This is a genomic window from Mucilaginibacter sp., assembly GCF_039207105.1.
Classification (GTDB): Bacteria; Bacteroidota; Bacteroidia; order Sphingobacteriales; family Sphingobacteriaceae; genus Mucilaginibacter.
Window position 1 is genome coordinate 1 of sequence record NZ_JBCECK010000147.1, and the last position, 12,170, is coordinate 12,170.

Below are 12,170 nucleotides of genomic sequence, written 5' to 3' on the forward strand. Positions count from 1 at the left end.
CAGTCGCGCTCATTTAGCATCTGTGGATCATTGCTTTATTGCCTGTGCAGAAAATAAAGAAAATGTCATTCAGGTTGAACTAAATGAAAGTTTTACTCCCCATCTGCAACATACAGACCGAAATTTTTATACTACCTCCAGCTGTGGTGTTTGTGGAAAAGGCTCTATAGCAGCCATCAAAACTGTTAGCTCATTCCAACCCGATCACCAGGATCATTGCTCCATTAGTCAGGAAGTGTTGGTCAACTTGCCCGATCGTCTTCGTCAGCACCAAACCGTTTTTGATGCCACAGGGGGATTGCATGCGTGCGCCCTGTTTTCGCTCAATGGCGAATTGCTGCTGTTACGCGAAGATGTTGGCAGGCATAACGCGCTTGATAAATTAATAGGGGCAGCTTTTAACAATGATTGGCTCCCGCTAAACAAAGCCGTTTTGTTACTGAGCGGCAGGGCCAGCTTTGAGCTTATACAAAAGGCTGCTATGGCCGGTATTGGCATTATAGCTGCAGTGGGTGCACCATCAAGCCTGGCGGTGGAACTTGCCCTTGAATTTGGAATTACACTGATTGGTTTTTTACGCCAGCAGCGTTTTAATATTTATACGCACGAACACCGTGTTTTAATAGCTCATTATGAAGATAAGAATTAAAGGGAACTCCCTGCGATACCGGCTTACCAAAAGCGATGTTAACAGCCTTGCAGGGGAGGGGTACATACAGGAGCAAACCAATTTTTTAGAACAATCACTTACTTACGCTATTAAAACCAGCGAGGGCAATACGTTAACAGCAGAATACACCAGTAATGTGATTACGCTGTTTATTCCGGCGTTTATGATTACCGAGCTGGTAAATACCGATAAGGTGGGTTTTGAAGAAAAGGGAGGCCCGATATATCTGCTGGTTGAAAAGGATTTTACCTGCTTGGATAATGTGGATGAAGACCAAAGCGATAATTACCCCAACCCTTTATTGCAAAAAAATTAAAGCGTACCGTCATGGAAAAGAACAATGTACCATCTGCTGAAAACCCCGAAAAACTGCTGCATTTAAAAGCTACTGGTCCTAAAAAAATAGCCGCGGGAATCCCGGCGGTTGTGGCAGCGCTTAGTGATGTGATGGAAGAAGGTATTCCTTTCAGAGGAACAGGTGCTTTGTTTGTGATGAACCAAAAAGGTGGTTTTGATTGCCCCAGCTGCGCCTGGCCCGATCCGGATGATGACCGCTCAATTGTCGGTGAATATTGTGAAAACGGTGCTAAGGCCCTTGCCGAAGAAGCCACCAGCAAAAAGGTAACTGCCGAATTTTTTGCACAGAACTCCGTAATTGACCTGGCCAATTTAACCGATTTTGAAATTGGCAAAAAAGGCCGTCTGGCCGAGCCCATGTATATGCCTAAAGGCGGTACCCACTACCAGCCCATTAGTTGGGATGATGCCTTTAAAAAAATAGCTGATCATTTGAACGCCCTGGAATCACCTCATGAGGCTGTTTTTTATACATCAGGCCGTACCAGTAACGAAACATCGTTCCTGTACCAGTTGTTTGCCAAAGAGTTTGGTACCAACAACATGCCCGATTGCTCTAACATGTGCCATGAAACATCGGGTACTGCCTTGTCCTCAACCATAGGCATTGGTAAGGGAACTGTAACGCTGAATGATTTTTACGATACAGATGTGATCGTGATCATTGGGCATAATCCCGGTACTAATGCTCCGCGCATGATGAGCGCGCTTGAAAAGGGTAAAAAGAATGGCGCTAAAATTATCGCTATAAATCCGCTGCCCGAAGCCGGCTTAATGGGCTTTAAAAATCCGCAGGAAATTGGTGGTGTTTTGGGGAACGGCGTGCAGCTTGCCGATCTTTATCTGCCCGTAAAAATAAATGGTGATATGGCCTTGCTAAAAGCCATTGAAATACTGCTACATGAGGCTGAACAGAAAACGCCCGGCAAAGTATTTGACCAGCAATTTATAGCTGACAAAACGGTAGGCTACCATGAGTTTATTGAACATTTAAAAGGTCACGATATCGAAAGCCTGGCTGTAGATGCGGGTGTATCTGTTGAGCTTTTACGTGAGGCTGCAGCCATGCTCTCCCATAAACACAGAATTATAGTTTGCTGGGGTATGGGCCTTACTCAGCAACCCAATGGGGTAGATATGCTGAGGGAGATTGTGAACCTGGTACTGCTTAAAGGTAGCATAGGTAAGCCCGGCGCCGGTTTATGCCCGGTAAGGGGGCATAGCAATGTGCAGGGTAACCGCACCATGATGATCAATGAAAAGCCTACCCAAAAGCAGCTTGACCGCTTAAAAGAGGTTTTTGGTTTTGAGCCTCCCCGCGAACATGGTTACGATGTGGTTAACGCCATCAGGGCTATGCATGCCAGAAAAGCGAAAGTGTTTTTTGCTATGGGCGGCAACTTTCTTTCGGCCACTCCCGATACCTTGTTTACCGCCGAAGCGCTGCGCAGGCAAAGGCTCACCGTGCATGTATCTACTAAACTGAACCGCAGCCACCTGGTGCATGGGGAGGAGGCGTTAATTTTACCTACCTTATCAAGAAGCGATAAAGATATCGTAAACGGTGAAGCGCAATTTATCAGCACAGAAAACTCAATGGGTGTGGTGCAATCATCTAAGGGCATTTTGCAGCCGGTATCAGACAAGCTGATCAACGAAACACATATTGTTTGCAGAATGGCCATTGCCACACTGGGCAGCCGGTCGGTAATTGACTGGAATCGTTATGCCAATAATTATGATGATATAAGAAATATTATAGAGCAATGCATCCCCGGTTTTGAAAACTATAACGTGCGTGTACGTGAAAAAGGCGGATTTTACCTGCCTAACGCAGCCCGCGACGGAAAGTTTATTACCGATGAGTTTATAGATCGTGCACCATTCACCATAAACAAGGTTCCTGTAACCATTCTGGCCGATGATGAATACATGATGGCAACCACCCGTACGCATGACCAATTTAATACCACTATTTACGGTTTGGAAGATAGGTACAGGGGCATTAAAAACGAGCGCCGGGTGATATTCATGAACCAGAAAGATATGGATAAAGCCGGTTTTGCAAGCGGCGAAAAAGTTGACCTGTTTAATTTTAACGATGGTATTGAACGCGTAGCCCGGTTGTTCGTGGTAGTTCCGTACCCTGTTCCGGAGCGCAATACGGTAACTTATTTTCCCGAAACCAATGTGCTCATATCTGTAAATAATGTGGTTGGCGAAAGCAATATGCCTGCGGCCAAATATGTTAAAATAAAGATCAGAAAGCATGTGCAGCCGGTAGCTGCGGTATAGGCCCCGGGAAAGTTATAGAAAAGTAAAACTCTCGGCCGGTTTATAGTACGTTTACAGATACTGTGATTTTATAATATCTTTATCGTCACTATGAAATTATCGGTATCAGACCAATCTACGGGCGGCGATCTGCTGCTGCTTTACAATGAAACCAATATTGATCGCCTGTTTTATACCCGCGACTTTGATTATAAATATTTTACCATAGCCTGGAACCGTGGCGAAAAGCAAACAATAACCATTGATGGTGCGGAGTACGATCTGCTGCCGAATACCATACTGCCACTATTGTATAACCAGTCGTTTTATTTTGAACGGGCAAGTGATGTGGTGGCCTGGCAGTTTAACCGTGAATTTTACTGTATAATCGATCATGATTCTGAAGTAAGCTGCGTAGGGTTCCTGTTTGGGATGAACGATCATTTATTTATTGACCTTGACGAAGAAACACAGCGAAAACTGCAGATACTGCTGGATATATTTATTGAGGAACTAAAAACTCATGATGATATCCAAAACGGTATGCTGGTGATGTTGCTGAAACGGCTAATAACAATGGTTACCAAATTGGCCCGGGCAGGTAAGTTTCCGGATGTAAAGTTAAATGATGACAGGTTCCATATTCTGCGTAAATTTAACTTATTGGTCGAGATGAATTTTCATACTCAGCATAGCGTAAGTTATTATGCCGGGCGGTTAAATAAGTCGCCAAAAACGCTGTCCAATCTTTTTGCTTTGTATAATTATAAAACGCCTATCCAGATAATTCAGGAAAGGATATTGATAGAAGCTAAACGATTATTATTTTATACCGATAAATCGGCCAAGCAAATTACCTACGAGTTGGGCTTTGAGGATGCCGCTTACTTTAGTAATTTTTTCAAAAAGCATACCTCTTTTTCGCCAACTGAGTTCAGGAATAGTAAAGGTGTTGCACTATTAGGGAAATAATTACAAGCGGTCGGGAAGTATACTCATTCCGCAGGATTGAAAGTTGCCGCATCTTTGTAATGTTAATTCACACATCAAAATTTAACATACAAGAATATGAAAACTCAATCACTAAAAAACAAATTAAAATCGGGCTTAGCTGCCTCAGCAATCATTTTATCAACTATAGTTGGTACAACCATTAAAGCCGAAGCACAAACACCGGTAAAAAATGTGGTATTGGTGCATGGCGCCTTTGCCGATGGATCTGGCTACCAGGGAGTATACAACATTTTAGTTAAAAAAGGCTATAATGTAACTGTTGTACAAAACCCCTTATCATCACTGCAGGATGATGTTGACGCCACCAATCACGCTATTGATAAACAAGATGGTCCTGTAATTTTGGTAGGCCACTCATGGGGTGGTACCGTAATTACCGAAGCCGGTAATAACCCAAAAGTAGCGGCGCTGGTTTATATAGCCGCCTTTGCTCCTGATAACGGCGAAACAACCTTAAAAGTGGCACAATCATTACCAGCTGCTCCTGAAAACGGTATATTGCCTCCGGACGATAAAGGCCTGATCTATTTCAGCAAAGAAAAATTCCATGCCGGTTTTGCTGCCGACCTGAGCAAAGAACAAGCCGACTTTATGTATGCTTCACAGGGCCCGGTAGGTGTAAAAGGTTTTGTAGCCCCAATTACCCAGGCTGCCTGGAAAACTAAACCAAGCTACGGTATAGTTGCTACTGAAGACAAAGCCATTAACCCTGATATTGAACGTAACATGTACAAACGTGCCGGCTCAAAAGTAACCGAGATCAAAGGAAGCCACGTAGTATTCATTTCACACCCTGATGCCGTTGCCAAAGTGATCATTGAAGCTGCAACCAAAGCATCTGAAACAAAATAATTTTAAGTAGCTCGTTTTTAAAAAGGCTGCATGTCTGGTAAGACGTGTGGCCTTTTTTGGGTTGGTTATTTTGCTATTATAAACGGATCCCCAAACCCGCATCATCATTTAAAATATACTTACCATCGGCGAAGTCAGGCATTTGGTAGGGGTTGTTGCTTACCAGGAAAGGGCCGTCAAGATCAACCCAGTCACATTGAGGGGCGAGGGCCAGGCCGGCGAGGGCGGCGCAGCTGGTTTCGGTCATGCAGCCAATCATGATCTTTAAATCGAGCTCCCTGGCGCGTTTGATCATGCGGGTGGCCTCATATATGCCTGCCGATTTCATGAGTTTAATGTTGATACCGGTATAAATGCCTTTGGCCTTATCCACATCCTCAAAACGCTGTACAGATTCATCACCAATAATAGGGATGGGGCTGCGTTCGGTGAGCCAGGCATTACTGTCGGGGTCTGTTTTAAGCATGGGTTGCTCTATCAATTGTACCCCTTGTTCCTGCAGCCAGTAGGTCATGTCGAGGCTTTGTTGCAGATCAGTCCAGCCCTGGTTGGCATCCACATAAAGCGGTACATCGGTAACTGAACGTATGGTGCTGATGAGTTCCTTATCCGTATCGCGGCCCAGTTTAACCTTGATCACTTTAAAACCTTCGGCCTCTTTTACTTTTTTGATGATCATTTCAGGCGTATCAATACCAATGGTAAAACTGGTTACCGGCATCAGGGCCGGGTTGCTACCCAATAGTTGCCACGTAGGCTGTTGCTTTATTTTACCATCCAGGTCATGCAGGGCAATATCAATAGCGGCTTTAATAGCAGGGTTGCCCGGAGCAATGCTATCCAGGTAGTTGATCACTGCTCCAAAATCAATCGGGTAGCTGAACTGGCTGATATCAACCTTGCTCAAAAATTCAGTAGCGGTTTGATGGCTCTCGCCCATGTAGGGCACCATTGAGGCCTCGCCATAACCGGTTACGCCCTCATGCTTAATTTGCACCAGCATGATAGGGGTAGAGGTACGCGAAAATTTGGCAATAGTGAAAGCGTGCTTTAATTGCAGTTCAAAAGGTTGATATGTTAGTTCCATGTTAAAGTTTCAGCTATGCAAATATGCAGATTTCAAATGTGCAGATAATATTAGAAGTTTTGTAAAATCTGTTTCAGGTAAAAAAATAGCATATCTGCACATCTGCATATCCGCACATTATAATCCTGCTTATCTTTGCGCCCATGTCGGCACAAATTTATTCACCGTTCGAGCGTTTTAATTTCAGCAATAATAAATGCTTCCTTACCGGGCAACCTTTAAATTCTGAAGAAGAAAAGATACAGGTTTTTCCGCAATGGCTCATGAGCCGTTACAGCCTGGAAGATAAGCCCTTTAAACTGCTCGACGAGAGTATGGCCACTTACAAAGACCTGAAGCTGCCCTGTACTGCCGCGGTAAACGAGCAGTTTCTGGAACCACTGGAAGCCGAAATAGCCGCAGCTTTTGATAGCGGTTACGAAGCTGTAAAACAACTGGATGAGCAGAAACTTTTTCAGTGGGCTGGTAAACTGCTTTACGGTATTATATTTAACGAGATACAATCGGGCATTAAACTGCAGCACTCGCAGGGCGAGGAGTTTAACATGTCGCAGGCTATTATTCATAAATTTAGTCACCTGCACCTGATGTTACAGAGCTTAAACCTGCCGGTTGAGTTTGACGGGTTTAAACCCTTTAGCCTGGTTTTATTTAAGGTTGATAATGCCGATGATATTTTTGGCTACCGCGACGAGATCAATACCCTAACTTTTTCATTAAGAATAAAAGATTTCGGGTTGATCATTTGCCTGCAGGATAACGGCGCTAATGCCAGCTATCATAGGGAAGTGCTTGATAAAATTAAAGGCCAAACGCTGCATCCCATACAGTTTGAAGAGGTTAACGCCCGCTTTTTTTACTCGGCCTATTTGTTTAACCGCCTGCCCGAGTATAATATTTTACCCGTAGAGGATACCATTTATTTGGAAGCCATGCCGCTGCGCGGTACCAGCAGCAAACCCTTGTTTGATGATTGGGTAGGCAAAGTTTATGGGCAGGTACTTGAAAACTTCTGGAAAAACTGGGGCTTCCTCCTGTTCGAGATCATCAAGAACCCGGAGGAGCCCATGAGCTTTTTGTTTAAGGCCGATGGCAGCACTATTAGTGCACAAGAGATTGAACTCGCTCGATAATTTGTTGGAAAAAGCCTGGTAAAATTCCCGGGTGAAAAATAATGGTGATCATCAGCCCGCTCAGAGCGCCATAAAGGTGAGCATCATGGTTGATCTGGTCACGTGAGTACTTAGAGGCATAACTACAATAAACCAGGTACAATACCCCAAACAAAACAGCAGGGATAGGTATCGGGATGGGCAGTATCATCATTTGGCTTAAAGGGTTGTATAATATTTCGCTAAAAATAACGGCACTCACCGCTCCGGATGCGCCAAGGCTATAGTAATTGTAGTTTTCTTTATGCTTTAATACCGATGGCATATCGCTTAACACCATGCTTACCATATACAACACTGCAAACTGCCAGCTACCTAAAACAGGCTCCAGTTGAAAGGCGAAAAAGTAGTACGATAGCATGTTGAAAAACAAGTGCATCCAATCGCGGTGAATAAAGCCGCTGGTAATAACGGTGTAAACGTACCGTCCGCGCGAAACGCTGTAGGGGTGCAGCATCATTTTACCAAACAGTTCCTGGTTAGAGAATGCAATTAATGAAGTGATAATAGTTATTACAAATAATACGGAGGCCACAGGAGCCAGTAAAAGGTATTCCATTTATTTAAGATCAAGTTTAGTATCTGTTAATATTCTGCCTACCGGGTAACGCATAAAGGTATTTTCAAAATAAGGCGAGTTGCGGTAAACAAAAAACAATTGAGCATCGGCGCTGCCGGCCAGTTTAGGGTCTTTGCTTTTCGCGTCATCCAGCTTTTTTCTTAGTTCCGGATCCTTTTTAAGCAGATCGGCGGCTATATCTTCAAAAACGTAGTCGGAGTAATGTTCCTTTTCACTTAGCATCGAATCAAAAAAGTTCCAGGCAAAAAACGAGTCAACTCCCTGCGGCTCCAAAGTTTCTACAATGTAGCGATTAATTGGCTGGTTTGTGTATACCACATAATCACCTGTGTAAAACTTAACCGTCATATTAACCGGGTTCAGTTTAACACCGGTATGCAGATAATGCCCCTCATAAGGTCTCTGCGGGCTTTTATAATCAGTAATGTAATACATCTGCAGGTTTAAAGAGGTATCGTGTGCCAGCTGCTTCATTTTTACGCCGTTAAGCTTAAGCAGGTCAATAACTTTACCCCAGGCTTGCGGAATAACGTATGCCAGTGGTTTATCTGCTGTAGCCGTAACCTTATAAGTGTTCCAGTATTTGATGGTTTTAGTGTAAGGTTTGTTACGATCGTAATACAAACGTTGTAAGCCGCTTACCTCGCTGGTTTTGTGCCCGGCAGCGTAACCCTTAAAAGTGATGGTATCAACAACCTCCCGGTTCACCTCCCAGTTTAGCGCGAAGGTTTTTTGTTGGGCTACCTGCTCGTCGGCCTTTTGTTTTAGCTCACCTATAAGTTTGGCATCACGCTGGTTGATAGTAATCAGGTGCTGCATAAAATCATAAGTGGCGTATACCCTTTTGTCAAAAGGCTTAAGCATGTGCGTTTCGGTGATATAACTGATAATATTATGCTGCGCGGCAAAACCGGTACCAAAACGCGGGGTTTCTAAAAAGCTCACAATGCCTGAGTCTGGTAAGCCTTCTTCGCCCGCACCATAGGGTATCATTTCATAGCCGCTTTTTTTCATGTGGCTGTACAGGTAGGGGGTAAGCGTTTTGGTAGTATAGTTTGCGAGGATGGGGTTTTGCTTTTCCTTCTGGGTCTCTATCAATGTCATTACATACTGATAGTCGGCGCCATCACTTGTGTGGTTGTCCAGAAATATTTCAGGTTTCCAGGTGTTTAATATTTGTGCAAAAGCCAGGGCATTACGGCTGTCGGCCTTTATAAAATCACGGTTAAGGTCAAGGTTACGGTAGTTTCCTCTAAAACCATAAGCTACCGGACCATTCTGGCTAACCCGGCTCAGGCCACGGTTAAGGCTGCCATCAATATTATACAGGGCAATAATACAGATCACGACATCTTTGGGCAGCTGATTTTTTTTCAGCATATCGCGTACCAGCATCATACTGGCATCAATGCCCTCAGGTTCACCAGGGTGTATGCCGTTGTTAATGAGCAGTACACGTTTATTTTGTTTTTTAACGAGCTCGGGATCAAAAACCTGATCGCGTGATAACACCACCAGGGTAAGCGGCTTGCCCACATCTGTTGTACCATAGTTAAACAGCCTCATTTGCTGTGGATGTTGTTTGCCCAGTTGTTGATAATAATCAATTACCTGGGCATATGATGCAGTGTAATTTTTATCTTGACTAAGCTCAAACGGAGTTAACTGAGCTTTTGCCTGAAAAGTAATAAAACAAATAAATAAGGCTGATAAAACTATTTTCATGAAGTGTGTTGTAGCCCAAATATAGGGTTAGTATAGTAAGCAGGCAGGTATGTAAGGGGATTTTTACTATTGGTTTCTGATCTCGTCAATCTCGGCTTGTATCTTTTTGGGCAGGCCCTTAATCACCAGATCATAGGAGTGGTCTATCATTTCGCAAAGCTGTTTGCGCGTTAATGAACCATCCATATAAACGGTATTCCACATTTTTTTGTTCATATGGTAGCCCGGTTGTACTTCGGAGTAGCGTTCGCGCAGATCAACAGCCAGCTCAGGGTCACACTTGGCATTAAAGCTGTTGCCGCTTTCAAGGCCTGTAAGTAAAAACATTTTGCCGCCAACCTTGAACACTAAGGTATCCTCACCAAAGGGGAAGCCCTCTGTTGCTCCTGGTTTTTGCAGGCAATAATCACGTAATTCTTCTATGTTCAAAAGCGAAAATTCCTTATCAGTTTATTGTATGATACCGTATTACCAAAATTGTACCGGAAACCTAAAGTAAAGTGAGCATACTGGTCTGGCGCGTTATTTTTAAACTTTTGTGGATTATCATTATATCCGTCAAGCCCTTCGCCAAAGGTGTAAATGTGCTCATAACCAATGGTAATGGTATATCGTACCTCGTCATATCCGTCATAAATTTTAAACTCATAACCTGTTCTGAGCGGTATCAGTACGTTAATACTTTTGTCCTTCCCCTGAAAGCCCTCCGGCGATCCTATCACGTCATTCTCTGCGTATAAATTAGTACGCTGAATATCCTTCATATTGTTTGATATAGCACCTATACCAGTGCCAATATAAAAGTTTTTGATCACGTTTAAAAATCCATTGTCTTCATAATCAAACAGATCGCCCATTTGCTGGTCGGCATGAAATACCAATGCTTTGAATGCGTTTTTGTATATCCGCCCGGAGGCATCCTTATCGCGGGTACGCCCGCCACCTGAAAGTGTACCGAATTGCAGTTCGAGCGCTATAGGCAGGTAAGGGTTATAGTTGTATGTGATGTTAAGGTTAAATATAGGATGATAATCCTGCCTTTTAGTATCGGCATAAGCCCTCCCATAACCAACACCGCCGCCAACTCCCCATTCATAATAATTATAACCGCTTTGTGCTTTTACAGTGATACAGGCCAGGGCCAGGACAAAAAACAGAATAAATTTTTTCAAAGCTAAATTTTAATTAATATTTACAAAATAAACCTCCGGAGTATAGGCTCCGGTAGTTTTACTAATATTTACCTTTATGGATATCCATTCATCACTAAGCTTTACTGTAACGGAGCGTTTTTTACGCTACGTCACCATTGATACGCAATCTGACCCCTCTTCTGTTTCGTTTCCATCTACAGAAAAACAAAAAGATTTGGCCCGGATACTGGTTGATGAGCTGCTGGCTATTGGTGTAACCGACGCGCATATGGATGAATATGGTTACGTATATGCCACTATACCAGCCAATACCGAAAAGCAGGTGCCCGTAATTTGCTTTTGCTCGCACATGGATACCGCGCCGGATTGCAGTGGAAAAAATGTTAAACCAATTATCCACAAAAGTTATCAAGGGTTGGATATCGTATTGCCTGACGACCATACTCAGATCATAAAATTGTCTGATCATGCCGACCTGAAAAACCAGTTGGGTAATGATATCATAACTGCCAGTGGTACTACATTGCTGGGTGCCGATAATAAAGCCGGCGTTGCCGAGATCATGGATGCCTGCTATCAGTTGATGAACCACCCCGAGATCAAGCATGGTACGATCAGGATATTATTTACCCCCGATGAAGAAGTTGGCCACGGTGTTGACCATGTAGATATTGCCAAGCTTGGTGCATTTGCCGGTTATACGATGGATGGCGAAAGCGCCGGCAACATGGAAAACGAAACATTTTCGGCCGATGGCGCCAGGCTAACTATTAATGGCGTTAGCTCACATCCAGGTTTTGCTAAGGGTAAGATGGAAAGCGCCATTAAAATTGCCGCGGAGGTTGTAGCTGCGCTGCCTGGTGACCTATCACCGGAGCATACGGAGGGAAGGGAAGGTTTTATACACCCTGTATCCATTGAAGGGCATGTGGAAACTGCCACAGTAGATTTTATCCTGCGTGATTTTGATGAGCAAAAGCTAAGCAGTCATGCCGCCGTGATCCGTAAAACGGCTGATGAGGTTTTAAAGAAATATCCGTCATCAACCTATACACTGGCCATTAGCGAGCAGTATCGTAACATGAAAAATGTACTGGATGAGCACCCGCAAATTGTTGATTACGCGATGGAAGCCATTAACCGTACAGGTTTAACTGCCAAACTTTGCAGTATAAGAGGCGGTACCGATGGTTCAAGGCTATCATTTATGGGATTGCCTTGTCCTAATATTTTTGCAGGTGAGCATGCGTTTCATAGCAAGCAGGAATGGGTTTCGGTACAGGAT

12 protein-coding genes are annotated in these 12,170 nt (G+C 43.7%); 7 read left to right on the forward strand and 5 right to left on the reverse strand.

Annotated elements, in window-relative coordinates:
- The 5 genes from fdhD to AAGC65_RS21070 all read left to right on the forward strand — a co-directional run.
- Positions 1-649: formate dehydrogenase accessory sulfurtransferase FdhD (gene fdhD, locus AAGC65_RS21050; protein ID WP_343114432.1), on the forward strand; the 649-nt coding region annotated here is incomplete at its 5' end.
- Entirely contained in the window at positions 633-986 is a 354-nt protein-coding gene (locus tag AAGC65_RS21055) for a DUF7009 family protein (protein WP_343114433.1), read from the forward strand. The genes fdhD and AAGC65_RS21055, both read left to right, overlap by 17 nt.
- A gap of 11 nt (positions 987-997) precedes the next feature.
- On the forward strand, positions 998-3,322 hold the full coding sequence (locus AAGC65_RS21060; RefSeq protein WP_343114434.1) for an FdhF/YdeP family oxidoreductase: 2,325 nt from the start codon (positions 998-1,000) through the stop codon (positions 3,320-3,322).
- A gap of 90 nt (positions 3,323-3,412) precedes the next feature.
- A complete protein-coding gene (locus tag AAGC65_RS21065) occupies positions 3,413-4,273 on the forward strand; it encodes an AraC family transcriptional regulator (protein ID WP_343114435.1) in 861 nt (286 codons plus the stop codon).
- Positions 4,274-4,369: 96 nt separating this feature from the next.
- Complete coding sequence (locus AAGC65_RS21070; RefSeq protein ID WP_343114436.1) at positions 4,370-5,167, forward strand: alpha/beta hydrolase; 798 nt, start codon at positions 4,370-4,372, stop codon at positions 5,165-5,167.
- 76 nt (positions 5,168-5,243) lie between these two features.
- Here AAGC65_RS21070 and AAGC65_RS21075 read toward each other — a convergent pair whose 3' ends face one another.
- Complete coding sequence (locus AAGC65_RS21075) at positions 5,244-6,254, reverse strand: dipeptide epimerase (protein WP_343114437.1); 1,011 nt, start codon at positions 6,252-6,254, stop codon at positions 5,244-5,246.
- 143 nt (positions 6,255-6,397) lie between these two features.
- Here AAGC65_RS21075 and AAGC65_RS21080 point away from each other — a divergent pair, with 143 nt between their 5' ends.
- On the forward strand, positions 6,398-7,387 hold the full coding sequence (locus AAGC65_RS21080; protein ID WP_343114438.1) for a hypothetical protein: 990 nt from the start codon (positions 6,398-6,400) through the stop codon (positions 7,385-7,387).
- Here the strand turns inward: AAGC65_RS21080 and AAGC65_RS21085 are convergent.
- From AAGC65_RS21085 to AAGC65_RS21100, 4 genes are all read right to left on the reverse strand, one after another.
- Complete coding sequence (locus tag AAGC65_RS21085; RefSeq protein WP_343114439.1) at positions 7,356-7,985, reverse strand: rhomboid family intramembrane serine protease; 630 nt, start codon at positions 7,983-7,985, stop codon at positions 7,356-7,358. The two genes, AAGC65_RS21080 and AAGC65_RS21085, sit on opposite strands and share 32 nt — an antisense overlap.
- A complete protein-coding gene (locus tag AAGC65_RS21090) occupies positions 7,986-9,731 on the reverse strand; it encodes a M14 family zinc carboxypeptidase (RefSeq protein WP_343114440.1) in 1,746 nt (581 codons plus the stop codon).
- Between the two features lie 66 nt (positions 9,732-9,797).
- Complete coding sequence (locus tag AAGC65_RS21095; protein WP_343114441.1) at positions 9,798-10,160, reverse strand: MmcQ/YjbR family DNA-binding protein; 363 nt, start codon at positions 10,158-10,160, stop codon at positions 9,798-9,800.
- Positions 10,157-10,903, reverse strand: coding sequence for a hypothetical protein (locus tag AAGC65_RS21100; protein WP_343114442.1), 747 nt, complete (start codon positions 10,901-10,903; stop codon positions 10,157-10,159). Before AAGC65_RS21100 ends, AAGC65_RS21095 begins: the two co-directional genes overlap by 4 nt.
- Before the next feature lie 76 nt (positions 10,904-10,979).
- Between AAGC65_RS21100 and pepT the strand changes: the two genes are divergently transcribed.
- Positions 10,980-12,170 (forward strand): peptidase T (gene pepT, locus AAGC65_RS21105; protein ID WP_343114443.1); only part of this gene is annotated, 1,191 nt, incomplete at its 3' end.

What these genes read in the sequence shown, in the direction of transcription:
- AAGC65_RS21075 (WP_343114437.1), bottom strand. Translation starts at nt 6,254, where the DNA reads ATGGAACTAACATATCAACCTTTTGAACTGCAATTAAAGCACGCTTTC.
- AAGC65_RS21090 (WP_343114440.1), bottom strand. Translation starts at nt 9,731, where the DNA reads ATGAAAATAGTTTTATCAGCCTTATTTATTTGTTTTATTACTTTTCAG.
- AAGC65_RS21060 (WP_343114434.1), top strand. Translation starts at nt 998, where the DNA reads ATGGAAAAGAACAATGTACCATCTGCTGAAAACCCCGAAAAACTGCTG.
- AAGC65_RS21070 (WP_343114436.1), top strand. Translation starts at nt 4,370, where the DNA reads ATGAAAACTCAATCACTAAAAAACAAATTAAAATCGGGCTTAGCTGCC.
- AAGC65_RS21055 (WP_343114433.1), top strand. Translation starts at nt 633, where the DNA reads ATGAAGATAAGAATTAAAGGGAACTCCCTGCGATACCGGCTTACCAAA.
- AAGC65_RS21080 (WP_343114438.1), top strand. Translation starts at nt 6,398, where the DNA reads ATGTCGGCACAAATTTATTCACCGTTCGAGCGTTTTAATTTCAGCAAT.
- AAGC65_RS21065 (WP_343114435.1), top strand. Translation starts at nt 3,413, where the DNA reads ATGAAATTATCGGTATCAGACCAATCTACGGGCGGCGATCTGCTGCTG.
- AAGC65_RS21085 (WP_343114439.1), bottom strand. Translation starts at nt 7,985, where the DNA reads ATGGAATACCTTTTACTGGCTCCTGTGGCCTCCGTATTATTTGTAATA.